At 29.4% G+C, this 24,052-nt stretch carries 28 protein-coding genes and 1 pseudogene; 5 read left to right on the forward strand and 24 right to left on the reverse strand.

The window, feature by feature from the left end:
* Positions 1 to 387: 387 nt before the first annotated feature.
* Together ETU08_RS07190 and rodA are read left to right on the forward strand one after the other, a co-directional pair.
* The gene (locus tag ETU08_RS07190) at positions 388 to 2,418 is read left to right on the forward strand and encodes a peptidoglycan D,D-transpeptidase FtsI family protein (RefSeq protein WP_146262352.1); all 2,031 of its coding nucleotides are present in this window, start codon (positions 388 to 390) and stop codon (positions 2,416 to 2,418) included.
* The gene (rodA, locus tag ETU08_RS07195) at positions 2,411 to 3,652 is read left to right on the forward strand and encodes a rod shape-determining protein RodA (protein WP_146262353.1); all 1,242 of its coding nucleotides are present in this window, start codon (positions 2,411 to 2,413) and stop codon (positions 3,650 to 3,652) included. The genes ETU08_RS07190 and rodA overlap by 8 nt, the downstream gene beginning before the upstream one ends.
* Before the next feature lie 2 nt (positions 3,653 to 3,654).
* On the opposite strand, the gene recG is transcribed toward rodA, so the two are convergent.
* The 7 genes and pseudogenes from recG to ETU08_RS12045 all read right to left on the reverse strand — a co-directional run bounded on the left by recG (position 3,655) and on the right by ETU08_RS12045 (position 12,778).
* A complete protein-coding gene (gene recG, locus ETU08_RS07200; protein ID WP_146262354.1) occupies positions 3,655 to 5,760 on the reverse strand; it encodes an ATP-dependent DNA helicase RecG in 2,106 nt (701 codons plus the stop codon).
* Positions 5,761 to 5,828: 68 nt separating this feature from the next.
* Positions 5,829 to 7,148 carry a TlpA family protein disulfide reductase gene (locus tag ETU08_RS07205; RefSeq protein ID WP_146262355.1) on the reverse strand — a complete coding sequence of 440 codons (1,320 nt, stop codon included), beginning with the start codon at positions 7,146 to 7,148 and terminating at the stop codon, positions 5,829 to 5,831.
* Positions 7,149 to 7,201: 53 nt separating this feature from the next.
* Positions 7,202 to 7,462: a hypothetical protein gene (locus ETU08_RS07210; RefSeq protein WP_146262356.1), complete on the reverse strand. Its 261-nt coding sequence runs from the start codon at positions 7,460 to 7,462 to the stop codon at positions 7,202 to 7,204.
* Between the two features lie 23 nt (positions 7,463 to 7,485).
* Complete coding sequence (locus ETU08_RS07215; protein ID WP_146262357.1) at positions 7,486 to 9,609, reverse strand: hypothetical protein; 2,124 nt, start codon at positions 9,607 to 9,609, stop codon at positions 7,486 to 7,488.
* A 90-nt stretch (positions 9,610 to 9,699) separates the two neighbouring features.
* A complete protein-coding gene (clpX, locus tag ETU08_RS07220) occupies positions 9,700 to 10,899 on the reverse strand; it encodes an ATP-dependent Clp protease ATP-binding subunit ClpX (protein ID WP_146262358.1) in 1,200 nt (399 codons plus the stop codon).
* A gap of 97 nt (positions 10,900 to 10,996) precedes the next feature.
* Positions 10,997 to 11,974 (reverse strand): pyruvate dehydrogenase complex E1 component subunit beta, encoded by a 978-nt coding sequence (locus tag ETU08_RS07225; RefSeq protein ID WP_146262359.1) that lies wholly within the window; start codon positions 11,972 to 11,974, stop codon positions 10,997 to 10,999.
* Between the two features lie 78 nt (positions 11,975 to 12,052).
* Positions 12,053 to 12,778, reverse strand: a pseudogene (locus ETU08_RS12045) (DUF5672 family protein).
* Positions 12,779 to 12,861: 83 nt separating this feature from the next.
* Between ETU08_RS12045 and serS the strand changes: the two are divergent.
* Genes serS through ETU08_RS07250 form a run of 3 tightly spaced genes read left to right on the forward strand, consistent with a single transcriptional unit; the run spans position 12,862 to position 15,543 of the window.
* Entirely contained in the window at positions 12,862 to 14,130 is a 1,269-nt protein-coding gene (gene serS / locus ETU08_RS07240; protein WP_146262362.1) for a serine--tRNA ligase, read from the forward strand.
* 11 nt (positions 14,131 to 14,141) lie between these two features.
* Positions 14,142 to 14,564, forward strand: coding sequence for a SufE family protein (locus tag ETU08_RS07245; RefSeq protein WP_146262363.1), 423 nt, complete (start codon positions 14,142 to 14,144; stop codon positions 14,562 to 14,564).
* Positions 14,557 to 15,543: a glycosyltransferase family 9 protein gene (locus ETU08_RS07250; protein WP_146262364.1), complete on the forward strand. Its 987-nt coding sequence runs from the start codon at positions 14,557 to 14,559 to the stop codon at positions 15,541 to 15,543. The genes ETU08_RS07245 and ETU08_RS07250 overlap by 8 nt, the downstream gene beginning before the upstream one ends.
* Positions 15,544 to 15,597: 54 nt before the next feature.
* On the opposite strand, the gene rplQ is transcribed toward ETU08_RS07250, so the two are convergent.
* From rplQ to rplX, 17 genes are all read right to left on the reverse strand, one after another.
* The gene (gene rplQ / locus ETU08_RS07255) at positions 15,598 to 16,116 is read right to left on the reverse strand and encodes a 50S ribosomal protein L17 (RefSeq protein ID WP_146262365.1); all 519 of its coding nucleotides are present in this window, start codon (positions 16,114 to 16,116) and stop codon (positions 15,598 to 15,600) included.
* A gap of 10 nt (positions 16,117 to 16,126) precedes the next feature.
* Positions 16,127 to 17,119: a DNA-directed RNA polymerase subunit alpha gene (locus ETU08_RS07260; RefSeq protein WP_146262366.1), complete on the reverse strand. Its 993-nt coding sequence runs from the start codon at positions 17,117 to 17,119 to the stop codon at positions 16,127 to 16,129.
* Positions 17,120 to 17,144: 25 nt separating this feature from the next.
* Positions 17,145 to 17,756, reverse strand: a complete 612-nt coding sequence (gene rpsD / locus ETU08_RS07265) for a 30S ribosomal protein S4 (protein WP_146262367.1) — start codon at positions 17,754 to 17,756, stop codon at positions 17,145 to 17,147.
* 26 nt (positions 17,757 to 17,782) lie between these two features.
* Positions 17,783 to 18,175, reverse strand: a complete 393-nt coding sequence (gene rpsK / locus ETU08_RS07270) for a 30S ribosomal protein S11 (protein WP_146262368.1) — start codon at positions 18,173 to 18,175, stop codon at positions 17,783 to 17,785.
* A gap of 11 nt (positions 18,176 to 18,186) precedes the next feature.
* A complete protein-coding gene (gene rpsM / locus ETU08_RS07275; protein WP_146262369.1) occupies positions 18,187 to 18,564 on the reverse strand; it encodes a 30S ribosomal protein S13 in 378 nt (125 codons plus the stop codon).
* A 4-nt stretch (positions 18,565 to 18,568) separates the two neighbouring features.
* The gene (gene rpmJ / locus ETU08_RS07280; protein ID WP_146262370.1) at positions 18,569 to 18,685 is read right to left on the reverse strand and encodes a 50S ribosomal protein L36; all 117 of its coding nucleotides are present in this window, start codon (positions 18,683 to 18,685) and stop codon (positions 18,569 to 18,571) included.
* 11 nt (positions 18,686 to 18,696) lie between these two features.
* The gene (gene infA, locus ETU08_RS07285; RefSeq protein ID WP_055425352.1) at positions 18,697 to 18,912 is read right to left on the reverse strand and encodes a translation initiation factor IF-1; all 216 of its coding nucleotides are present in this window, start codon (positions 18,910 to 18,912) and stop codon (positions 18,697 to 18,699) included.
* Between the two features lie 18 nt (positions 18,913 to 18,930).
* Positions 18,931 to 20,304 carry a preprotein translocase subunit SecY gene (secY, locus tag ETU08_RS07290; protein WP_146262371.1) on the reverse strand — a complete coding sequence of 458 codons (1,374 nt, stop codon included), beginning with the start codon at positions 20,302 to 20,304 and terminating at the stop codon, positions 18,931 to 18,933.
* 6 nt (positions 20,305 to 20,310) lie between these two features.
* Entirely contained in the window at positions 20,311 to 20,760 is a 450-nt protein-coding gene (rplO, locus tag ETU08_RS07295; RefSeq protein WP_146262372.1) for a 50S ribosomal protein L15, read from the reverse strand.
* Positions 20,761 to 20,768: 8 nt separating this feature from the next.
* Complete coding sequence (rpmD, locus tag ETU08_RS07300; protein WP_146262373.1) at positions 20,769 to 20,948, reverse strand: 50S ribosomal protein L30; 180 nt, start codon at positions 20,946 to 20,948, stop codon at positions 20,769 to 20,771.
* Positions 20,949 to 20,952: 4 nt separating this feature from the next.
* A complete protein-coding gene (rpsE, locus tag ETU08_RS07305; protein WP_146262374.1) occupies positions 20,953 to 21,474 on the reverse strand; it encodes a 30S ribosomal protein S5 in 522 nt (173 codons plus the stop codon).
* A 13-nt stretch (positions 21,475 to 21,487) separates the two neighbouring features.
* Positions 21,488 to 21,844: a 50S ribosomal protein L18 gene (gene rplR, locus ETU08_RS07310; protein ID WP_146262375.1), complete on the reverse strand. Its 357-nt coding sequence runs from the start codon at positions 21,842 to 21,844 to the stop codon at positions 21,488 to 21,490.
* A gap of 11 nt (positions 21,845 to 21,855) precedes the next feature.
* A complete protein-coding gene (gene rplF, locus ETU08_RS07315; protein WP_146262376.1) occupies positions 21,856 to 22,401 on the reverse strand; it encodes a 50S ribosomal protein L6 in 546 nt (181 codons plus the stop codon).
* Positions 22,402 to 22,413: 12 nt separating this feature from the next.
* Positions 22,414 to 22,812 carry a 30S ribosomal protein S8 gene (gene rpsH, locus ETU08_RS07320; RefSeq protein WP_146262377.1) on the reverse strand — a complete coding sequence of 133 codons (399 nt, stop codon included), beginning with the start codon at positions 22,810 to 22,812 and terminating at the stop codon, positions 22,414 to 22,416.
* 65 nt (positions 22,813 to 22,877) lie between these two features.
* Positions 22,878 to 23,147, reverse strand: coding sequence for a 30S ribosomal protein S14 (gene rpsN / locus ETU08_RS07325; RefSeq protein WP_146262378.1), 270 nt, complete (start codon positions 23,145 to 23,147; stop codon positions 22,878 to 22,880).
* A gap of 6 nt (positions 23,148 to 23,153) precedes the next feature.
* On the reverse strand, positions 23,154 to 23,705 hold the full coding sequence (gene rplE, locus ETU08_RS07330; protein ID WP_146262379.1) for a 50S ribosomal protein L5: 552 nt from the start codon (positions 23,703 to 23,705) through the stop codon (positions 23,154 to 23,156).
* 22 nt (positions 23,706 to 23,727) lie between these two features.
* Entirely contained in the window at positions 23,728 to 24,042 is a 315-nt protein-coding gene (rplX, locus tag ETU08_RS07335) for a 50S ribosomal protein L24 (protein WP_221410364.1), read from the reverse strand.
* Positions 24,043 to 24,052 lie beyond the last annotated feature (10 nt).

Below are 24,052 nucleotides of genomic sequence, written 5' to 3' on the forward strand. Positions count from 1 at the left end.
AATTTTTTTTCCCTATGGTAAATCAGATAAATTTTTCTTTTTAATATTTTGTTTTTTATTAGGTTTTGGAATTGATTGTTTTTTAGATACAGGAGGCGTAAATGCTTTCGCATCTGTACTAATTGGATATTTAAGAACCCCAATAATACTTTATATTTCTGATTTGAATAAAGAACTAAAACTATTAAGATTTTCAGACTTAAATATTATACAATTATTATTATACATTTTAATTTTAATTTTTATTCATCATTTCAGCTTGTTTTTGTTAGAAGTTTTTAAACTTAGTCAAATAATTTATGTGCTTAAAGAAACAGCAATTACTACTGTCTATTCTTTTATTTATATAATTATTTTCTATATTTTCTTTAAAAACAATTTTGAAAAATGAAAAAAAAACAAATTATAATATGGATATTAACAATATTCTCATTTATATTTATTATAAGAATAGCATATCTACAACTTTTAACTGAAAAATACAGACTAAACGCTGCTAATACATCTATTAAATCTGAATACCAAATTCCATTGAGGGGGTATATAATGGATAGAAATGGAAAAATTTTAGTAGGAAGTACACCTTCTTATGAATTAACATTCACAGAAATACAAATGGAGAAGGATTTTGATACTTTAAGCTTTTGTAAACTTGTAAATATTTCAAAAGAGGATTTTATCTTTAAAATCAATTCATTAAAAGCTAAAGGTGGTAAAAATTATTCTAAATTAGTTCCCTACACTTTTATAAAAGGTCTTAGCAAAGAAGATCTTGCTAGAATTCAAGAAAAACTTTTTAAATATAATGCTTTTTCAATTATTAGAACGCCAGAAAGAAATTATTTTGTTAAATCTGCTGGAAATATTTTAGGGTTTGTTAATGAAGTAAATCAAAAATATATAAAATCAGATTCAACATACTATTTACCAGGAAATCTTGCTGGTATGGCTGGAGTTGAAAAATCTTATGAAAAGGATTTAAGAGGAATTAAGGGAATTAAATATATTCAAAAAGATAGAAAATCAAGAAGTATAGGTTCCTATAAAGATGGTGAATACGATCAAAAAATGCAAACCGGAAAAGACATTACTCTCTCCATTGATTATGATCTTCAAGAATATGCTGAAAAATTATTAACCAACAAAAGAGGAGGAGTTGTTGCCATCGACCCAAACAATGGTGAAATACTTGCTATGGCATCTTCTCCAGTTATAGATCCATCTGTATTTATCGGTCGTGATAAAAATAAGCATATATATGCTTTACAAGTAGATTCTATAAATAAACCTATGTACGATAGGGCTGTACAAGCCGCATATCCTCCTGGTTCAACCTTTAAATTAGTTAATGGTTTAGTAGCCATGCAAATGGGTGTTATTGATGAAAATACTACTTTTGTTTGTAAGCACGGTTTTCATTATGGAAATAGAAAAATTGCTTGTCATTGTGGATACTTTTATACACCTATTAAAATGGATAAAGCAATTCAAAAATCATGTAACAATTATTTTGCTGAAACCTATGTGAAAATTTTAAGTAAATATCCTAATGATATTGAAAAGAGCATCGATGAATGGAGTGATATTATGAAAAGCTTTGGGGTTGGAGACTATATGAACAATGATCTCGCTGTCGGAAGCAGGGGAAATATACCAGATGCTAATTATTATAATAAAAGATACGGGAAAGACAAATGGAATATTTATACTATAATTTCTAATTCTATTGGGCAAGGAGAAATTTTAGCCACTCCACTTCAAATTGCTAACTATACCGCTGCCATAGCAAATAGGGGTTTTTTCTTTACACCTCATATAGTTAAAGCCATAAATGGAACCCCAATATCAGATCCTAACTTCACTAAACCAAAATACACAAAGGTTGATCGAAAGTATTTTGATATAGTAAATGAGGGCATGGAATTAGTTGTTTTAAGCGGTACTGGACGTAGAATATATACAAAATCATTTAGCCAAGAAGGAAAAACTGGAACCTCACAAAATCCGCACGGTAGAGATCACTCTATATTTGTGTTAATTGCTCCCGCAGATAAACCTAAAATTGCAATAGCTGTTGTTGTTGAAAATGGGGGATTTGGGGGGACTTATGCAGGCCCCATAGCTTCTTTAGTTGCTGAAAAATATTTAACAGGAAATGTAGAGAGAAAATCCATGGAAGAAAGTATAATAAAAGCTAATTTCCAAAGTGAATATACTAGGCAATGGAATGATTATTTAAAAAGAATTGGTATGTATATACCACCTAATTTGCCTAATGAAGCTAAAGAGAAAATAAAAGAAATTCAACAAAATCGTGAAATTTCTTTTAAAGAAAGACAAAAACTAATTCATACAATTATAAATTCTAAAATGTCTTCATTTCCCGAAATAAATAAAATTAATTTAACTAATGAGTAAACTGTTCAGAGGATTAGATGGTCCCATGCTATTTTTATACTTATTAATTGCAATCTTTGGTTGCGTTAATATTTATAGCGTTGATAGCAATCTTGGACAGAAACAAATTTCATGGCTTATAGTATCTATAATTTTAGGACTATGTACATTTTTAGTAAGACCTAAATTTTTTGAAAATTTTTCAGGATTATTTTATATTTTAGGCATACTATTATTAGCAGGAGTGCTAGTATTTGGTTCAGATATCAACGGTGCTAAGGCTTGGTATAGAATTGGTGGTTTCAGCTTACAACCTGTGGAAATTTCAAAAATTTGCACAGCTCTAATGCTTGCCAATTACATTGGTTCTCCAAATTTTAATATAAAAAGTATACAATCCTTAATTGTTTCAACAATAATTATTGGATTCCCAATAATATTAATTCTGCTTCAGCCTGATGTAGGTTCCATACTAGTTTTCTTAGCTTACCTTATAGCTTTATATAGAGAAGGGCTTTCTGGATGGATTTTCATTATTGGGGGGTATTTTGCAATTATATTTCTAGCTTCTATTGCTATATCTTCATGGATAATTACTCTTATAATAGTTATTTTTATTGCTATCTCCATTTTATTATTGCGAAGAAAAATTAATTGGAGTCAACCCTTACATTTAATTTACATTGGAACATTTATTGTAATTTCCTCAGCTTTTAGCTTTTCTTCTTCATATATTTTTGAAAAACTACCTCAACATCAAAAAGATCGTATAATGGTCTTATACGAAGGAGAAGATATTCCTAAATATAGAAATAATATTGGGTACAATTTATACTTTTCTAAAACAGCTATTGGTTCCGGTGGTTTTTGGGGAAAAGGATATAAACAAGGAAGTGTTACTGCAGGAAGATTCGTACCGGAACAACAGACGGATTATATTTTTTGTACTGTAGGTGAAGAATGGGGGTTCGTAGGTAGTTGTATTTTAATAATGCTATATGCTCTATTAATTACTCGAATTTATTTTTTAGCAGAAAATCAAAAAGGTATATTTTCAAGAGTATTTGGCTATTGCTTAGCTTCCGTATTACTTATGCATTTTTTAATTAATATTGGAATGGTTATAGGACTTTTTCCTACTGTTGGTATTCCATTACCTTTTTTTAGTTACGGTGGCAGCTCCTTGCTAGGGTTTTCATTATTTGTATTTGTTTTTCTAAGGCTAAATTATTCTGATGCGAATAGACTAATTTAAAGTTAGCTAATAATAGACCATTGAAATTTATTTTTATAATTTTTTATAAAAAAATTTTTAATTGGCTCGTTTTTTATTAATTGAAGTTTGGGATCCTCTAATAATAAATGGTCTATATATGACTTAGAAAGACTTACTATATCTTTATCCTGTAACAAATTAATTTTTTTAAATTCAATATTCCCACTTTGTTGAGTCCCTAAAATATTTCCTGGACCTCTGATCTCTAAATCAGCTTCGGCTATCTTAAAACCATCATTAGTTTCACACATTGTAAGAATTCTTTTTTGAGCTTCTGGTGAAAGCTCTGATTTTATCATTAATATACAATATGATTGATCAAACCCTCTACCTACTCTCCCCCTTAATTGATGTAGTTGAGACAAACCAAATTTCTCAGCACTTTCGATGACCATTACAGTTGCATTAGGAACATTTACGCCCACTTCTATTACAGTTGTTGCTACCATAATCTGAGTTTCTCCATTTAAAAAACGATTCATTTCATAATCTCTATCTATCTTATTCATCTTACCATGAACTATACTTACTTGATATTCAGGCATAGGAAAAGATCTGGTTATACTCTCATATCCATCCATTAAATCTTTGTAATTTAAAACTTCACTTTCTTCAATTAATGGATAAACAAAATAAACTTGTCGCCCTATTTTAATTTGCTCCTTAACGAAACCAAAAACAGCTAATCGATCTGAATCCATTTTATAAAACGTTTTTATAGGTTTACGACCTTGTGGTAACTCGTCAATAATTGATACATCTAAATCGCTATAATAACTCATTGCTAAGGTTCTAGGTATTGGAGTTGCTGTCATGACTAAAATGTGAGGGGGAATCGTATTTTTTTTCCAAAGTTTTGATCGTTGCTCTACTCCAAATCTATGTTGTTCATCAACGATAGCTAAACTTAATTTTTTAAACTTTACCTTATCTTCTAATATTGCATGAGTTCCTAACAAAATATTAAGTTTCCCAGATTCTAAATCATTAAATATTTGCTTACGTTTAGCACTGGTAGTAGAACTAGTTAATAATTCTATAGTTATATCAAAATCTTTTAATAAGCTTACAATACTATTGTAATGTTGCGTAATTAAAATTTCAGTTGGTGCCAGCATACATGCTTGAAAATTATTATCCATAGCCAATAACATACATAATAAAGCAACTATTGTCTTTCCACTTCCTACGTCTCCCTGCAAGAGTCTATTCATTTGCACATTTTTTTTCAGATCGTTTCTAATTTCTTTTATAACTTTTTTTTGAGCACTGGTTAAAGGAAACGGTAAGTGATTAGTATAGAAATTATTAAAATAATTTCCAACTTTTGGGAAAGGTGTTCCGGGAATTGTTGATTTTCTGTACAATTTTTGTAAGCTAAGACCCAATTGAAAAAAAAATATTTCTTCAAATTTAATTCTATATTCAGCTTTTTGCAGATTTATATAATTTGTTGGAAAATGAATTTCTTGATAAGCTTCTACTCTACTAATCAATCTAAAATTTTTTATAATGGGTTCAGAAAAATTTTCAAAAATTTTAGATTTTAATTTATCTAATATTTCTTTGATTATTTTTTTTATAAAACGTTGATTTATTCCTCGTTTTTGAATTTTTAAAGAATTTGAATAAACAGGATCTAATGCAACATTTTTAAAATTAACCTCTGAAAATTTTTCAACTTCTGGATGTGCCATTGTTAACAAACCATTAAACTTATTAATTTTACCAAAAATTAACACTTCTACATTTAAAGGAATGCTATCCATAAACCAATTGGTATATTTAAACCATACCAATTCAATTTTGCCTGAGCTATCTTCAAAAATCGCACTTAATGTTTTCCTTTTCTTTAAAACTTTTTCTTTAATATCAATAATTCTTCCTTTTAATTGTATTTCAATCGTTGATGAATTATTTATTTGACTTACTAAATAAATTTTACTCTTATCAATATATCTAAAAGGAAAATAATTAAGAAAATCTTCACAAGTATAAATATTTAAATGACTTTTAATTAACTTGGCTTTCTCAGTACCTAGACCATTTAAGTATTCAATTGGCGTATTTAAAGATAATTCATCCATTTTACAAAAATAAAAAATCGGATTTTATTGTATATAAAATCCGATTAGAATAAAATTAGTTTATTTCCTTATTTTATTTCCTTGCTAATTTCAGATATTTTTGAAGATATTTTTAATATTTTATTATTGCTATCAACTAAAATTAAGGTTGGAGTACCTGATATATTTAATTCTTTTACAAATTGACTGTCCCAATACAATAAATCTGAATCATTCAACCATGGCAATTCTTTAATAGCATTTTTCCAATCATTTTCATCGTAATCAACGGCTAAACCAATGATCTCTCCTCCAGATTTTTTAAAATTCTCATAAAACTCTTTTACACGTGGCATTTCATGTTGACAATGTCCGCACCATGAAGCCCAAACAAGTATTAATTTATACTTATTTTTTAAATCATATAATGATGAATATTTTCCATTTAATTTACGAGTAAATTTAATATTAGGAACTTTTCCTCCTTCTTTAATAGAATTATTTACATAAATAACTTCCGATAATTCAGGAGTTATTTTACACGTTAAAGATTCTGCTTTTTTCATGTATTTTGTAAGCAAATCCTTCAATTCATAAGTGTTAAGAAAATTTATGGTTACAGCTAAAATATTTTGACCTCTATCTGTCTCAGTATCTACTTCATTGAGTAAATTCTCAATTGAATGATCAAATTTTTCTTGCCATTCGGCTTGTGTTTTTGAAGAAGAAGAAGCTAAAGAGGAGGAAATATTAAGATAATTGTATATTAGTGACTTTCCTAGCCCTGAAGTTTCAAAGTATTCTCCTGAATTTTTAAAATGATTTAGTAAAGAATTCAAAGATTTTTGAGTTGGATTTGCTTCAGAATCTTTTACTAATTTCATAGCCTCAACATAATAATTTAAAAAAGGATAATTATCAATATCAATTTTTTTAGTAGATGATATATTTGTAATTTCCTTATCTAATGATTTATAAAATTCATCTTTTGGATTGTACCAGTTTTTAATCAATTTTAATTGAGATAAAATATCTCCGTTTTTAATCTCATAATTAATAAAGTCTTTGTATTTATAATTTATTAAGTTTCCTGGGTTTGAAACTTCTAAATCACCATCAGCGGTTATTTCAGCCTGAAAATCTATATTTGAATTATCTGCAAGAAAAGAATAGTTTTTCTTAGCATCAAACAAAGACATTTCTACAACACCTGTATAATTTTCTTTCACAGGTAATGAAAATTTACCATTTGCATCCGTAGTAAGATTTCCTATAACAATACCATCTAAAGATTTATTTAATTTAATTATTACTCTTTTGTTAGGATAATTATTTATTGTTCCTTTAAAAGTGAATTGCGCATTTGCGAATATGCTTACAAATAAGCACCCTATTAATATTTTTTTCATAAAAAAAGCCTTGCTATAATTTAACAAGGCTAATTTATGAATTATAATTCTGTTTAAACTAATTTTTGTTTTCTGTATTTAACTATATAAATCATTAATGCCAGTACAGTTAGTAATAAGAATGGCACTACAAAGTCTATAGGTGTTTTGTCATAATCTTGTTCTCCAACGTCAAAAGGAGAAATCCCTACTGCTTCATTGGGGGTAGGTGGCGCACTTATTTCTGAATTTTCAATAACTATTTGTAGTGGTGTATAAGCAAAAGAATTTATATGTAATAAAACTATGAATATAAGAGCAAAAATTTTTCTCATCTTTTCTACTTTAAATTATTTAATTATTTAACTATTTTTTTAATGATTTTTTCACCTGTTATTGAATTAACTATAACAACCACATAAACTGATGAATAGCTATCAAAAATTGGTAATAAATAATCGATTTGTGTATTTACATTTTTCTCATTAGATATCAATTGCCCTACTACATTAAAAATAGTTATATCAGCTTTTTTCCAATTAGAATTAAACCTAACCTTGTAATCAGAACCTGACTTATATACTGAGGTTGAGTTAATAGTATTCGAATTATTAAGTGAATTATTATTATCATCTACAACTGTATCATTTATGATATTATCATCATTTGTAACTTCCTCGCTAGAAATTAATCCGCTATCTGACCAAAAGATCTCAAATCTATCATTAGTAGAATCTTCAAGATTCACAGAGTATGTAAAGTTTTGATCGATTTCTTTTACTATATTGGTAGCTTTATCATGAAAATAAAATTTAGCATCTGGGTTTGGATAATTAGTTTCATTCATAGATAATGGAACTTGATTTAATCTTAATTCAGAGGTAAATGTAAACCTTTTACCCTTATCTTCCCCAGATATATTAACACCTACCGGTATTGCAACCTTTGAAGAGGCAACATTCATAGTGTTAATATATAACTTTGAATTTTCAAATCCTGGATTAATTCCACCTTCTTTAGATTCTGGAATTGTATATACACTTGTAAACACATCTCCGTCAAATGGCAAACTTGCTTCAACATCATTAAATTGTCCAGTAGTAAATTCATCTGCTGTAGCTAAATAGGTGTTAGAAATCTTATCTTCAACCGACATAATCAAATTTAGTTGATATAAATCTTCAACTTGTGAACTTGAAAATGAACTAACTTTTGTTTTACTTGCTGCAGTTACAGTACTAGAAATAGGTTTTTTAGGATAATCAAAGGTTTGAGCTAAACTAGCATTTTGTGAAAATAAATCCAAATTAGTTTTATTATTTTCTGGATTAGTTTTTATGATAAATGTAGACATTGGAGGTATAATAGTAACTTGATCAATATCTCCAGTTAATTGTCCACCAACTGTACGAGTTACTAGATAAAAAAGTGCATCTTCTCTTGAATTAGCTTGAGAGTACACGGTCACACCTCTTGATACAGCTGCACCTATCATTCCATCAAAATTATTAGTCAAAGTTGCTAAATTTAAGTTTGAAGTATAGGGATTAGTGGCATATAAAATATTATTTGCAAAACCAACTTTTTCTAATTCCTCGTTAGTAGTAGTTGCAGAAAATTTATTACCTGGAGTTTCAAGTTCTTTTAAAGCAAACGGATCTTCCAAATACGTGTAGTAACGCACTCCGTATGCAGATTCTCTTATCCCATTTCCAAAATTGTAATTCTCTACAATCTGATAGGGTAATGAATTAGGAATATTTTCTTTTTGTCCTGCCACATATGGAATTCCTTTAAAGTTAGTTACACCAGTAAAAGAGCTAGGATTAACACCTTTAAAAATTTCACTTCTAACGATATATCTTTTACCTAACTCTAAATGCGATTGATTTTTATCATATGGATCCCAACGAAGTCGGTTATTATAGTTCCATACAAATAAAGGATGAGAATTCCACAATTGTGACTTATTGTAGCAATAAGCCCTAGCACCTTCTTGCCATGGAGGTGCACATGGCAAAGAAGGAGGAGTAACATTATCATTTCCCGTAATGTCTTTCGTTAACTGGCTAAAAGTATAATTTACAAAAGGGACACCAAAATTTATTTGAGATTTTTGAGCAGTTAATTCATCAGTTATTCTTTCCAATAAATTCTTTTGGACTGTTATCTCTTTAGTATCACCAGCATCTGCCTTAGAACCTGCTGCTGTTGCTGATTTTATAATTAATTGCCCATAGTTGGAGGTATCTGTATATGTTAATACAAACTTATCTGCCGAAGAAGAAGTAATAGTGCCTCCGGAAATTTCAATATTACCTTCATTGGTAAATACTCCGGACGTATTAGAAACCTTCACATCTCCAGTACTATAAACAAGAGTATTAGGACTTACATAAACCGAAGCTCCATTCGTAGAAGTTATTTGCGCCTCTACAAAAATAGAACCTAATAAAAGCAAGGGTATAAATTTTATTTTCATTTACTAAATATTTATTTTTAATATGTTATAAAAAAGTAAAAAATATTTTTATGCAAATCTAATAAAAAAAAACTTCAATTTACTTTTTTTTTAAGTGTTTATTTTTATCTGTTTCACCAAATTAACATATTTATCCTTGTCTATAAAAATTTCTTTTTCACTATTATCTATATTATAACTAATCTCTGAAAATAATTTTTCTGAAATACTTCTTAAACCTCTTGCACCAAGTCCTAAAATTTCAGTTTCTGCAACAATTTCTCTTAAAACATCGTCAGAAATTTTTATATCAATTCCATCTAAAGCAAATAAGGCTTTGTATTGCTTTATGATGGCATTCTTAGGCTCTGTTAAAATTTGCAACATTGCTTGGCTATCTAAAGGTTCTAAGCTTGTTACTACAGGAAAACGCCCTAAAAGTTCAGGAATTAAACCATAATTTTTTAAATCTAAAGCATTAATTCGAGATAATATTTCTTTATTATCTAAGTTACTAGATTTATCTTTTGTAAAACCAATAACACTTTTATTTAATCGATTTGATATTATTCGTTCGATACCCGAGAAAGCTCCTCCAGCTATAAACAAAATGTTTTGAGTGTTTACTTGTATATATTTTTGGTCTGGATGTTTTCTTCCTCCTTGAGGCGGAACGTTTATAACACTACCTTCTAACAATTTCAATAATGCCTGTTGAACACCCTCTCCAGAAACATCTCTAGTTATACTTGGATTATCACTCTTTCTACTTATTTTATCAATTTCATCAATAAAAACAATCCCTTGTTCAGCTTTTTCAACATTATAATCGGCGGCTTGTAATAATCTGGTTAATATACTTTCAACATCTTCTCCCACGTAACCAGCCTCGGTAAGCACCGTAGAATCAACTATGGTAAATGGTACCTCCAGCAATTTTGCTATTGATTTTGCTAATAAGGTTTTCCCTGTTCCTGTTTGCCCAACCATTAAAATATTTGACTTTTCTATCTCAACTTCTTTATTTAACTCTAAAGAGTGCTTTAATCTTTTATAATGATTATATACGGCTACTGATAATTGTTTTTTTGCTTCTTCTTGACCTATGACATATTGATCTAAAAATTTTTTTATTTCTTTGGGTTTTTGTTCTTTAAATTCAAAATCTTGCTTTTTGGCCTGTGTTTGATCTTGAATAAGTATATTATGTGCTTGTTCTATACAATCATTACAAATATGACCATTTAAACCAGCTACTAATAACTGAACTTCAGATTTTTTTCTACCGCAAAATGTACATGTTTCATCCATAATTAATTATCGCTAAAAATTAGTTTAAAAAATAAGGTTTCAAAAAATATATTTTTGAAACCTTATTATATTCTAATATATATTGAACAACTTAAATTTATTTGTATAATGATTTTTTAACAGCCTTAACTACTTCAGAAGCTTTTGGATACCACTCGTTAAACAAAGGTGCTGAATAAGGCGCAGAGGTATCTGCAGTAGTAATTCTTTTAATAGGTGCGTCTAAATAATCAAAAGCTTTCTGCTGAATCATATAAGCAATTTCACCAGCGATTGAAGCAAAAGGCCATTCCTCAATCAACAATACGAGTCTGTTTGTTTTTTTTACTGATGTTATAATTGTATCATAATCCAACGGTCTTATCGTTCTTAAATCAATAACTTCCGCATGAATATTTTCTTTTTCCAATTCTTCTGCAGCTTGTAATGCTACTTTCATTATTTTCCCAAAAGAAACTATGGTGACATCTGATCCTTCTTTTTTAATATCAGCCACACCTATTGGCAACAAATATTCATCTTCTGGAATTTCCATTTTGTCTCCATACATCTGCTCTGATTCCATAAATATGACAGGATCATTATCTCTAATCGCAGATTTCAACAAACCTTTTGCATCATAGGGATTGGATGGTACAATAACTTTTAAACCTGGACAATTTGCAAACCAGCTTTCAAATGCTTGTGAATGAGTAGCACCCAATTGCCCCGCAGATCCTGTTGGACCTCGAAAAACTATGGGAACATTCCACTGTCCTCCAGACATTTGATATATCTTAGCCGCATTATTTATAATTTGATCTATGGCAACCAATGAAAAGTTGAAAGTCATATACTCAACAATAGGGCGACATCCGTTCATTGCTGCGCCAACGCTTATACCGCTGAATCCGCTTTCAGCTATAGGGGAATCAATAACTCTTTTAGGTCCAAATTCATCTAACATACCTTTGGAAGCTTTGTATGCTCCATTATAATTTGCTACTTCTTCACCTATTAAGAAAATTGAAGAATCTCTTCTCATCTCCTCACTCATAGCTTCACAAACCGCTTGTCTAAATTGAACTTCCTTCATTATTTTAAAATATTATTTGTAACAAAAGTACAAAAATTCATATATAAATCTAAATTATTTATTGCGCTTTTAACTATCTTAAAAATTTAATTTCTTTTTCCAAAAATTGATAACTTTTGGCTTATTTATTCCATGACAGCCAAAAGGTAATTCATTGTTATTTAATTTCAAAGCTAATTTAGGCTTTCTATCTATGGCAAATTTTAAACTTATAGGATAATCAGGAATTTTAAAATCTGACATATATTTAGTTACCTCTATAGACCAAAATACATCTTCATTATAGGGATAAACTTCAATCTCTCTTTTTAATTCTTCTACAATTTTTAAACTTGACTCAACTTTTCTCAATGAAAATCCTCCATTGCCTGTTTTATACCATATAAGATATTTTTTGCTATTTTATTTCTTTTTAATTTTGGCTAATATATTTGAAGTAAATATCCAAGGAGCTCCTATATAATCGTATCCTTGATTACACCAATTTAATAGTTCATCTTTAAAAACATAACAATCAAGCTGATATATTAATATATAATCTAAATATTTAAATCGCTGATAAAAATCTACAGATAGCAGTAATCTATTATAACCTTCGACACTTTCAAAATAAAAATTATCAAAACCTTCTTTTTCAATATTATTTGAGCCTTTTAATTCAAAATATTTAGGCAGATTTAGTGAAATTGGATGTATTAAAACAATAGTATAATTTTTAAAAACATTTAAACATCGATCTAATGAAAATTTCTCAAGAGAATCTAATTCAGTTTTATAAATAGGAATAATTATTTTTACTTTCATAATATATTCAAAAATATAAATTAATTTTTATTTATAATTATTTATAAATTTTAAATTTGCTTAAAAGATTTATTTTAAATAGTATGCTACAAATTTCCTTTATAAAAGAAAATAGAGATAAAGTTTTGAATGGTTTAAAGAAAAGAAATTTTAATAATTTATCTCTTATTGATGAAATTATTCAATTGGATGATTCTAGAAAAAAAATAAAATTTAATTTGGAAGCCCAACTCGCTGAGTTAAATCATATATCTAAACAAATTGGAATCTTAATTAAACAACAAAAATTAGATGAGGTTGAATCTTTGAAATCTAATACTTTAAAATTAAAAGATTTAACTAAAGAATTGCAGCATGAATTAAATAATATTGAAGACACTATATTAAAACATCTCTACGAAATTCCGAATATACCCAACAGTTTAGTTCCAGAAGGTACTAGTGAACAAGATAACCTGGAAATTTATAAGCACACAGCTAATTATAATTTAATACCGAATTGCTTACCTCATTGGGATTTGGCTAAAAACTATAACTTAATTGATTTTGAATTAGGTGTAAAAATTACCGGAGCAGGTTTTCCTGTTTATATAGGTAAAGGTGCACGTTTGCAAAGAGCCTTAATACAATATTTTTTAGATAAAAATTCTGAAGCAGGCTATACAGAAATTGTACCGCCTTTTGTTGTTAATGAAACTTCTGCTTATGGTACTGGTCAATTGCCAGACAAAGAAGGACAAATGTATTTTATAAATGAAGATCACTTATATTTAATTCCAACTTCTGAGGTACCTGTAACAAATATTTACAGAAATGAATTATTAGATAATACTGAATTGCCTATAAAATTAACTGCATATTCTCCATGTTTTAGAAGAGAAGCTGGATCTTATGGAAAAGACGTTAGAGGTTTGAATCGTCTCCATCAATTTGAAAAAGTTGAAATTGTTAGGATTGAAAAACCTGAAAATTCTTATTCTGCTTTAGATGAAATGGTTGAACATATAAAAACAATACTTGAATCTTTAAATTTAACTTATAGAATTTTAAGGTTATGTGGAGGAGATTTAGGTTTCACTTCTGCAATAACTTATGATTTTGAGGTATGGTCTGCCGCACAAGAGAGATGGTTGGAAATTAGTTCTGTCTCCAATTTTGAAACTTATCAGGCTAATCGTTTAAAATTAAGATACAAAACAGAAGGCAAGAATCAACTTTGCCATACTCTTAATGGATCTTCATTAGCTCTTCCAAGAGTTTTAGCTGCTATTTTAGAAAATTTTCAAACCCATGAAGGTATTGTCATTCCAGAAGTGTTAGTACCTTATACTGGTTTTAACATAATCAATTAAATATTAAACTAATGATAATTAGCGAAATTCAGCAAGAAATTATTGATGAGTTTAATTCTTTTGATGATTGGCAACAACGTTACGAATATATCATTGAATTAGGTAAATCTTTAAAAGGTATGAATGTTGAAGATAAAACAGAAGATAAACTTATTCAAGGTTGTCAATCTCAAGTTTGGTTAGACGTTACCAAAAATGATAACAAATTATTTTTTGTTGCAGATTCTGATGCTATTTTACCTAAAGGAATTTTAGCTTTGTTAGTAAAAATATATTCCGGGCAACCCATTACTGATATTCTTAAATCTGATGAAAATTTTATTCAAAAAATAGGATTACAAGAATTTTTATCTCCTACCCGTGCGAATGGTTTACTAGCTATGATTAAAAAAATAAAATATTACGCTATTGTATATTCCATTAAACATGAGTAATTTAAAAAAAAGATTACTTGTTTTTAGATTTTCAGCAATGGGGGATGTAGCAATGACAGTTCCTGTTCTAAAAGAATTAGCTCTAAAAAACTTAGATTTGGAGTTAATCATTATATCTAGAGATTTATATAAACCTTTTTTTGAATCTATACCAAATTCAGTTTTTGTAGGTGTAGATTTTAACAATTATAAAGGAGTTTTAGGATTATTTAAGCTTTCTAGAATTTTAAAAAAATACAAGGCTGATGCAATTGTTGATCTGCACAATGTTTTAAGAACTAAAATATTAAAATTTTTCCTTAGGCCTTACATCAAAACTCAAATTACAGTAAACAAAGGAAGAAATGAAAAAAAATTGCTCGCTTCTAATAAATATAAAATTCTGAAACCTTTAAAATCTATGCATGAAAGATATGCAGATGTATTTAGGAAATTAGGATTTAATCTAACATTATCCCATAAACTGAATAGCGATATTATAAAAAAAAATAAACATATTGGTATTGCTCCTTTTGCTAACTATAAAGAGAAAATGTATACCCTTGATAGGATGAAAAAAATATGCTTATATCTAGCTAATAAGAACTATAAAATTTATCTTTTTGGAGGAGGAACAAATGAATCTAATATTCTAAAAGAATGGAGCGATACAAATTCATATATACATTCTTTAGCTGATAATTGCTCCATAAAGGAACAAATGGAGATAATGAAAAATCTAGAATTTATTATTACTATGGATTCAGCTAATATGCATATCGCCTCAATTGCTGGAACTAGAGTAATTTCTATATGGGGTGCAACTCATCCATTTGCTGGATTTCTAGGATATGGTCAAAAAATTGAAGATGTTATTCAAATTGATTTATCTTGCAGACCTTGCTCAATATATGGAAATAAGTCTTGCCTAAGAAAAGATATCGCGTGTATGAACTACATAGACGAAAAAACTATTTTAAGCAAAATTTTAAATAAATAAAAAAGAAGATTTTTATAAAATCTTCTTTTTTATTTATTTATGCTATTAATACTCTTATTTATCAGTTGAATTTACTTCTTTATTTTCAAGATTTAAATCATCTTGTTCATCAGATGTTACTTCATTTACTGTTTCAGTATCAACTTTTTTTGTTGTTGATGCTCTACGACCTCTTCTTGTTGTCTTTTTAGAAGTATCACCAGAATTATAAATTTCATTAAAATCAACCAATTCTATTAATGCAGTATCAGCAGCATCTCCTAAACGAAACCCTGTCTTAATAATCCTAGTGTATCCGCCATTTCTAGAAGAAATTTTTGGAGCAATTTCTCTAAATAACTCAGTAACAGCTTCTTTATCTTGAAGATAACTAAATGCAAGTCTTCTATTAGGTGTTGTATCCTCTTTGGACTTTGTTAAGATTGGTTCAATGAAAACTCTTAGTGCTTTAGCTTTCGCTAATGTTGTATTAATTCTTTTATACTTGATAAGAGATACAGCCATATTAGAAAGCATTGCTTTACGATGAGAGGCCGTTCTCCCTAAATGATTAAACTTTTTTCCGTGTCTCATAATTTCCTTATTATTCTACGTCTAATTTATATTTTGAAACATCTAACCCAAAAGTGAGATTTTTAGAATAAACTAAATCTTCTAATTCGGTTAAAGATTTTTTTCCAAAGTTTCTAAACTTCATTAAATCTGATTTAGTAAATGAAACCAACTCACCTAAAGTTTCAACTTCAGCCGCTTTAAGACAATTTAAAGCTCTAACAGATAGATCCATATCAACAAGTTTAGTTTTTAACAACTGTCTCATATGTAGAGCCTCTTCATCATAAGTATCTGACGAAGCAACAATATCTGCCTCAAGAGTTATTCTCTCATCTGAGAAAAGCATAAAGTGATTGATCAAAATTTTAGCTGCTTCAGTTAATGCATCTTGAGGTGCTATTGAACCATCCGTTTGAATATCCAAAACCAACTTTTCATAATCTGTTCTTTGTTCTACACGATAATCCTCTATACTATAACTAACATTTCTTATTGGAGTATATATAGAGTCTATAGCTATGGTTCCAATTGGTGAATGGTTAGATTTATTTTGCTCAGCAGGAACATATCCTCTACCTTTACTTATCGTGAAGGTAATGTTAAAATTAACAGATTTATCCATGTGACATATCACCAAATCAGGGTTTAGAACCTGATATGAAGAAATGAACTTACCTAAATCTCCAGCAGTTAATTCAGTTTTACCTGAAATCGAGGCTGTAGCTGTTTCATTTCCTCCTTTATTGATCTGATTTTTAAATCTAACTTTCTTTAAATTCAATATGATTTCAGTTACATCCTCAATAACTCCAGGAATGGTTGAGAATTCATGCTCTACACCCTCTATTTTTATAGAGGTTAATGCAAAACCTTCTAAGGAAGATAATAACACTCTTCTCAAAGCATTTCCAACAGTCAATCCAAATCCAGGCTCTAATGGTCTAAATTCAAATCTTCCTTTGAAATCATCAGATTCAATTAAAATTACCTTATCAGGTTTTATAAAGTTTAAAATTGCCATATAAATTTTAGCTAATTTTTATTTTTTATTTAGAATATAATTCGACAATCAATTGTTCTTTGATGTCTTCTGGAATTTGAATTCTTTCAGGAGCAATTTTAAATTCACCCGATAGTTTTTCATCATTCCAAACTAACCAATCGTAAGTTTTATGAGAATTATTAGTTAATGCATCTTTAATAACTTGCAATGACTTTGATTTTTCTCTAACCCCTATAACATCTCCAGGATTTAATAAATAAGAAGGAATATTTACAATTTCTCCATTAACGGTAATATGTTTATGAGAAACTAATTGACGAGATCCTGCTCTAGTGTTTGATAAACCTAATCTATAAACTACATTATCTAACCTAGATTCGCAAAGTTGTAGCAAAACTTCCCCTGTAATCCCTTTACTTCTTTGAGCTTTATTGAAAAGATTTAAAAACTGTCTTTCTAATATACCATAGGTATATTTTGCTTTCTGTTTTTCAGCTAACTGAATTGCATATTCAGATTTTTTAGCTCCTCTTCTTTTATTCGGACCGTGTTGTCCTGGAGGGTATTTTCTTCTTTCAAAATACTTATCTTCCCCATAAATAGCCTGCCCGAATTTTCGTGCTATTTTCGTTTTTGGACCAATATATCTTGCCATTAAATATAAATTAATTAAATTAGTAATTAAACTCGTCTTCTTTTAGGAGGTCTACATCCATTATGTGGAATTGGTGTTACATCTACAATTTCACTTACTTCAATACCAGAATTATGGATGGTTCTTATCGCTGATTCTCTACCAGCTCCAGGACCTTTAACAAAAACTTTAACTCTTTTTAATCCTAATTCAAATGCTACTTGTGAACAATTTTCTGCAGCCATTTGAGCTGCATAAGGAGTATTCTTTTTAGAACCTTTAAATCCCATTTTCCCAGCTGAAGCCCAAGAAATAACTTCACCATTTTTATTAGTTAGAGAAATGATGATATTGTTAAATGAAGCCTGAATATGAGCCTCACCTACTGCTTCAATCTTAACTTTTCTTTTTTTAGTTGTTTTTGATGCTGTTTTTGCCATGTTATGAATTATTATTTAGTGGCTTTTTTCTTATTAGCTACAGTTTTTCTTCTACCTTTTCTAGTTCGTGAATTATTTTTAGTTCTCTGTCCTCTAAGAGGTAAACCTAATCTGTGTCGAATTCCTCTTTGACAACCAATATCCATTAAACGTTTAATATTTAATTGGATTTCAGAACGTAACTCTCCTTCAACTTTCACATTTTCAGAAATAAATTTTCTGATGGAATTTATTTCATCATCGTTCCAATCGGAAACTTTTTTATCCTCACTAATTCCTGCATCTTTTAAAATTTTTGCTGCAGTACTTTTACCGATACCATATATATAAGTAAGCCCTATAACTCCTCTTTTATTTTTTGGTAAATCTACACCGGATATTCTAGCCATAGTATTAACCTTGTCTTTGTTTTAATTTAGGATTTTTTTTATTAATAATGTATAAACGTCCTTTACGTCTAACAACTATATCATCTGAACTTCTTTTCTTAAGTGATGCTCTTATTTTCATTTTATTATTTTTTAATATCTAAATGTTATTCTACCTTTGGATAAATCATAAGGAGACATTTCTAACCTTACTTTATCCCCAGGTAATAATTTAATATAATGCATTCTCATTTTTCCAGAAATATGAGCAGTTAAAATATGCCCATTCTCTAACTCAACTCTAAACATTGCATTGGATAATGCTTCAATAATTGTTCCGTCTTGCTCTATATGTTTTTGTTTTGCCATATTTTAATCAATGTATGATTAACTTCTACTTAATCTTGATTGCATTAATCCATCGTAATGATGATTTAATAGATAAGTATTAATTTGTTGAACTGTATCTAACATTACACCCACCATTATAAGCAATGATGTACCTCCAAAAAATAAAGCAAATTGATCTGTAGCAGTAAGTCCAACAATTTTAACAATAGCCGGTAATATAGCTATCAAAGCTAAAAAAATTGCCCCTGGTAAAGTTATTTTTGAAAGAACATCATCTAAGTAATCTGCCGTTTCTTTTCCGGGTTTAACTTTTGGAATTAGTCCACCATTTCTTTTAAGATCATCCGCCATCTGATTCACAGGAATTGTTATAGCTGTATAAAAGAATGTAAATACTATAATTAAAATAGAAAACAATAGATTATACTGCCAGCTAAAAACTTGACTAAAACCTGCCCAGAAAGAATTAGTAGTTGATTCCGATCTAACTAGTAATCCTGGGATAAACATTAGAGCTTGAGCAAATATTATTGGCATAACTCCTGCTGCATTTACTTTTAATGGTATATATTGCCTAGCAGCTTGTGTAATCGAACGTAATGAACCTGATTTAGTTCTACTAACATATTGAACAGGTACTTTTCTAACCGCAACAGTTAACATAATGCATAAAACAATTACAAAAAGCCAAACAATAACCTCAGCAAAGATCATAATCAGTCCCTTACCAGTATTTCCCATTTGAACACCTATTTCCTGAACAAAAGCTGTAGGAAAACCAGCCAAAATACCAACCATAATTAGTATAGAGATACCATTTCCTATTCCCTTATCCGTTATTTTTTCACCCATCCACATGGCAAAAATAGTTCCAGAAATTAATATAAAAATACTTGGAATCCAAAACAAAAGTATATTATTAGGATCAACCAAGTATGCAGATCGGAAACTATCCACAGGCAAGAAAACTTGAGTTATAGAGGTTAAATAAGCTGGTGCTTGTATTAAACAAATTAATATTGTTAGCCATCTTGTGATTTGGTTAACAGTTTTACGCCCACTTTCACCTTCTTTTTGTAATTTTTGAATATATGGTATTGCTAGCCCCATAAGTTGAACTACAATAGAGGCGGATATATAAGGCATAATACCTAAAGCAAGGATGGACGCTTTACTAAAAGCACCACCAGTAAAAGATGATAATAGTGTTAATAAACCTGTTGCTTGTTTATTGCCTCCATTTTCTTCATAAGCTTTTAAAACGTTTCCTACTTCCACCATATTGATTGCAGGCAAAGTAACATGTGTACCAAGCCTGTAAACCAATATTAATAAAAATGTAAAAACAATTTTGTCTCTTAATTCTTTTATACTCCAGATATTTTTTAATGTCTGTATAAATCCTTTCATACCCTATTATAAAATATTAGCTTTTCCTCCAGCTTTTTCAATAGCTTCAAGAGCAGATTTAGTGTATTTATCTACACTAATCGTAATTGATGATTTTAACTCTCCTCTACCTAAAATTTTAACTAAATCTTTTTTTGAAGCTAATCCATTCTGAACTAATATTTCTTTAGTGATCTCGTTAGAGATTTTATTGTTATCGATTAGAGATTGAATAGTATCTAAATTAATTCCTACGTATTCTTTTCTATTGATATTTTTAAAACCAAATTTGGGTAGTCTTCTTTGTAAAGGCATTTGACCTCCTTCAAAGCCGATTTTATCTTTGTGTCCTGAACGAGATTTGTCTCCTTTATGTCCTTTTGTAGAAGTACCTCCTTTACCACTACCCTGACCTCTACCTAGTCTTTTACTATTATGTGTAGAACCTTCAGCAGGTCTTAACGTATGTAAATTCATAATTTTTTTTATTCTTCAACAGTTACTAAATGTTTTACAACTGCAACCATTCCCATTATCTGAGGTGTCACATTATGCTCAACCGTTTTATTTAACTTTGTTAAACCTAAAGCCTCTAAAGTCAATTTTTGGTTTTTAACTCTTTTAATTGGGCTTCTTTTTAAAGTTATTTTTATCGTTGCTGCCATATTCTTAACCTTTAAATACTTTAGAAATTGAAATCCCTCTCTGTCTTGCTATTACATCTGCACTTCTAAGATTTAGTAATGCTTTAACGGTAGCTTTTACCACATTGTGTGGATTGGATGAGCCTTTAGATTTTGACAAAACGTCTTTAATCCCAGCAGATTCCAATACGGCACGTACTGCACCACCTGCTATAAGCCCTGTACCATGTGAAGCTGGACGTATAAATACATTAGCACCACCATAGCGAGCTGTTTGCTCATGAGGTAAAGAACCGTTCAAGATTGGAACTCTAACTAGATTTTTTTTTGCATCTTCAATGGCTTTAGCTATTGCACTTGCAACCTCTTTAGATTTACCTAATCCAAAACCAACAACTCCTTTTTCATCTCCTACAACTACAATTGCAGAAAAACCAAAGGCTCTACCACCTTTAGTAACCTTGGTTACTCTTTGTACACCTACTAAGCGATCTACAAGTTCTAAACCACCGGGTTTTACTCTTTCAATATTTTTTATTCCTAACATGATTTACTACAGATTAAAAATTTAAACCTTCTTCTCTAGCTCCATCGGCTAAAGCTTTAACTCTTCCATGATACAAAAATCCGTTCCTATCAAAAACTACAGTATTTACACCAGCTGTTTTAGCTTTTTTAGCCAATTCTTTACCCACCAATGTAGAAATTTCAGTTTTAGTTCCTTGTTTCCCAGAAATTTCTTTTTCTCTAGAAGAAGCGAAAGCTAAAGTTTTACCTGTATTATCATCGATAAGTTGAGCATATATTTCTTTGTTACTTCTATATACAGATAATCTTGGTTTATCTGCTGTTCCGAATATATTTTTACGAACTCTCCTTTTAACTCTTATTCTTTTTTCTTTTTTAGTCAATGCCATAACACTTTTTTTTATGCAGATTTACCTGCTTTTCTTCTAATTTGTTCACCTACAAATCTAATACCTTTTCCTTTATATGGTTCAGGCTTACGTAAAGATCTTATTTTAGCACAAACCATACCTAATAAGTGTTTATCATATGAAGATAAAGTAATGATAGGATTCTTACCTTTTTCTGTTAAAGTTTCAACTTTAATTTCAGTAGGTAGATCAAATACTACAAGGTGAGAAAAACCGAGAGCTAATTCTAATCTTTGACCTTGATTAGAAGCTCTATATCCAACACCAACCAATTCTAGTTTTTTTGTAAAACCTTCTGAAACTCCTATCACCATATTATTAATCAAAGCACGATATAAACCATGTAATGATCTATGTTCTTTAGCATCTGATGGTCTTTCAACTGTTACTTGAGCATCTTCAATTTTCAAAGTTATTCCTCCTACTAATTCCTGTTTAAGCTCGCCGTTCTTCCCTTTTACTGTTACTACATTATCTTTATAATCTAAGGTAGCACCTGTAGGAATATTTATAATTGCTTTTCCTATTCTTGACATTTCTTCAAATTTTTAGTAAACATAACATATAACTTCCCCACCTACATTCTCTTGACGTGCTTTTTTATCCGTCATCACTCCCTTAGAAGTCGATATTATAGCGATCCCTAAACCGTTCAATACTCTTGGAAGTTCCTTAGAACCAGAATATTTTCTTAATCCTGGTTTAGAAGCTCTCTCTATACATTTTATTGCTGATAAGTTTGTAAGTTTATCATATTTCAAAGCAATTTTAATCTTACCTTGAACCTTATCATCTTCAAACTTATAGTTAAGAATATAACCTTGATCAAAGAGAATTTTTGTAATTTCTTTTTTAATTTTTGAAGCAGGTATTTCAACTACCTTATGACCTGCTCTTGTAGCATTCCTTACTCGTGTTAAGTAATCTGCAATTGGATCTGTAACCATATTTATTTAATTTTAGAGTATAGAAATAAAATTCTACTTTTAAAATCTATATTTATTAATTTATATTACCAGCTGGCTTTTTTTACTCCTGGTATTAAACCATCATTAGCCATTTCTCTAAAAGTCACCCTAGATATACCAAATACTCTCATATATCCTCTTGGCCTACCAGTTAATTTGCATCTATTATGCAATCTAACTGGAGATGAATTTTTAGGTAACTTTTGTAAAGCTTCATAATCTCCTGCCTCTTTTAAAGCTTTTCTTTTATCAGCGTATTTTGTTGATAACGCTTCTCTTTTGCGCTCACGCGCTTTCATTGATTCTTTAGCCATAAATATTTAATTCTTTTTAAAAGGCAATCCAAAATGGGTTAATAGTGCTTTAGCTTCTTTATCCGTGCTTGCACTAGTTACAAAAGTAATATCCATACCTTGGATTTTCTTCACTTTATCAATATTAATTTCAGGAAATATAATTTGTTCAGTAACTCCTAAGGTATAATTACCTCTACCATCAAATCCTGAATTTTTAATTCCATTAAAATCTCTAACTCTTGGTAAAGCAGAAGAAACTAGCCTATCCAAAAACTCATACATACGATCACCTCTTAAAGTTACCATAGCACCAATTGGCATGCCTTTTCTTAGTTTAAATCCTGCTTCATCTTTTTTAGAGATGCAAGGTACTGCTTTTTGTCCTGAAATCAAAGTTATTTCTTCAACAGCATAATCAACAATCTTTTTATCTGCTGTTGCAGAACCTAGTCCTTGACTTATTACTATTTTTTGTAATTTAGGTACTTGCATAACAGATTTATATCCAAACTCCTCTTTTAAAGCAGATTTGATTGTTTCGTTATATTTTTTTTTGGGTCTTGCTATATATTGCATAATTATTCTAAATCTTATTAAATTAAATAGCTTCTCCTGATTTAACAGCAATTCTAACTTTTTTACCTTCCTCTATTCTATAAGAAATTCTAGTTGGTTTACCTGATTTAGGATCTAACAAAGCTAGATTTGAAATATGGATAGTAGCTTCTTTTTCAATAATACTTCCTTGAGGATTTTCTGCAGAAGGTTTTTTATGTTTTTTTACGATATTTACACCTTCAACGATTGCTCTATTCTTTTCAGGATACACAACTAATACATTTCCTTGCTTGCCTTTGTATGCGCCAGCTAAAACTTGTACCTTATCTCCTTTTTTTATTTTAATCTTTGTCATTACATTAAAT

Origin of the sequence: Apibacter muscae, assembly GCF_007845635.1 — a bacterium.
In the GTDB taxonomy this organism is placed as follows: Bacteria; Bacteroidota; Bacteroidia; order Flavobacteriales; family Weeksellaceae; genus Apibacter; species Apibacter muscae.

Bases quoted from the DNA above. Each gene is read 5' to 3' on its own strand.
- ETU08_RS07190 (WP_146262352.1), top strand. From the start codon at position 388: ATGAAAAAAAAACAAATTATAATATGGATATTAACAATATTCTCATTT.
- rodA (WP_146262353.1), top strand. From the start codon at position 2,411: ATGAGTAAACTGTTCAGAGGATTAGATGGTCCCATGCTATTTTTATAC.
- recG (WP_146262354.1), bottom strand. From the start codon at position 5,760: ATGGATGAATTATCTTTAAATACGCCAATTGAATACTTAAATGGTCTA.
- ETU08_RS07205 (WP_146262355.1), bottom strand. From the start codon at position 7,148: ATGAAAAAAATATTAATAGGGTGCTTATTTGTAAGCATATTCGCAAAT.
- ETU08_RS07210 (WP_146262356.1), bottom strand. From the start codon at position 7,462: ATGAGAAAAATTTTTGCTCTTATATTCATAGTTTTATTACATATAAAT.
- ETU08_RS07215 (WP_146262357.1), bottom strand. From the start codon at position 9,609: ATGAAAATAAAATTTATACCCTTGCTTTTATTAGGTTCTATTTTTGTA.
- clpX (WP_146262358.1), bottom strand. From the start codon at position 10,899: ATGGATGAAACATGTACATTTTGCGGTAGAAAAAAATCTGAAGTTCAG.
- ETU08_RS07225 (WP_146262359.1), bottom strand. From the start codon at position 11,974: ATGAAGGAAGTTCAATTTAGACAAGCGGTTTGTGAAGCTATGAGTGAG.
- serS (WP_146262362.1), top strand. From the start codon at position 12,862: ATGCTACAAATTTCCTTTATAAAAGAAAATAGAGATAAAGTTTTGAAT.
- ETU08_RS07245 (WP_146262363.1), top strand. From the start codon at position 14,142: ATGATAATTAGCGAAATTCAGCAAGAAATTATTGATGAGTTTAATTCT.
- ETU08_RS07250 (WP_146262364.1), top strand. From the start codon at position 14,557: ATGAGTAATTTAAAAAAAAGATTACTTGTTTTTAGATTTTCAGCAATG.
- rplQ (WP_146262365.1), bottom strand. From the start codon at position 16,116: ATGAGACACGGAAAAAAGTTTAATCATTTAGGGAGAACGGCCTCTCAT.
- ETU08_RS07260 (WP_146262366.1), bottom strand. From the start codon at position 17,119: ATGGCAATTTTAAACTTTATAAAACCTGATAAGGTAATTTTAATTGAA.
- rpsD (WP_146262367.1), bottom strand. From the start codon at position 17,756: ATGGCAAGATATATTGGTCCAAAAACGAAAATAGCACGAAAATTCGGG.
- rpsK (WP_146262368.1), bottom strand. From the start codon at position 18,175: ATGGCAAAAACAGCATCAAAAACAACTAAAAAAAGAAAAGTTAAGATT.
- rpsM (WP_146262369.1), bottom strand. From the start codon at position 18,564: ATGGCTAGAATATCCGGTGTAGATTTACCAAAAAATAAAAGAGGAGTT.
- rpmJ (WP_146262370.1), bottom strand. From the start codon at position 18,685: ATGAAAATAAGAGCATCACTTAAGAAAAGAAGTTCAGATGATATAGTT.
- infA (WP_055425352.1), bottom strand. From the start codon at position 18,912: ATGGCAAAACAAAAACATATAGAGCAAGACGGAACAATTATTGAAGCA.
- secY (WP_146262371.1), bottom strand. From the start codon at position 20,304: ATGAAAGGATTTATACAGACATTAAAAAATATCTGGAGTATAAAAGAA.
- rplO (WP_146262372.1), bottom strand. From the start codon at position 20,760: ATGAATTTACATACGTTAAGACCTGCTGAAGGTTCTACACATAATAGT.
- rpmD (WP_146262373.1), bottom strand. From the start codon at position 20,948: ATGGCAGCAACGATAAAAATAACTTTAAAAAGAAGCCCAATTAAAAGA.
- rpsE (WP_146262374.1), bottom strand. From the start codon at position 21,474: ATGTTAGGAATAAAAAATATTGAAAGAGTAAAACCCGGTGGTTTAGAA.
- rplR (WP_146262375.1), bottom strand. From the start codon at position 21,844: ATGGCATTGACTAAAAAAGAAAAAAGAATAAGAGTTAAAAGGAGAGTT.
- rplF (WP_146262376.1), bottom strand. From the start codon at position 22,401: ATGTCAAGAATAGGAAAAGCAATTATAAATATTCCTACAGGTGCTACC.
- rpsH (WP_146262377.1), bottom strand. From the start codon at position 22,812: ATGGTTACAGATCCAATTGCAGATTACTTAACACGAGTAAGGAATGCT.
- rpsN (WP_146262378.1), bottom strand. From the start codon at position 23,147: ATGGCTAAAGAATCAATGAAAGCGCGTGAGCGCAAAAGAGAAGCGTTA.
- rplE (WP_146262379.1), bottom strand. From the start codon at position 23,705: ATGCAATATATAGCAAGACCCAAAAAAAAATATAACGAAACAATCAAA.
- rplX (WP_221410364.1), bottom strand. From the start codon at position 24,042: ATGACAAAGATTAAAATAAAAAAAGGAGATAAGGTACAAGTTTTAGCT.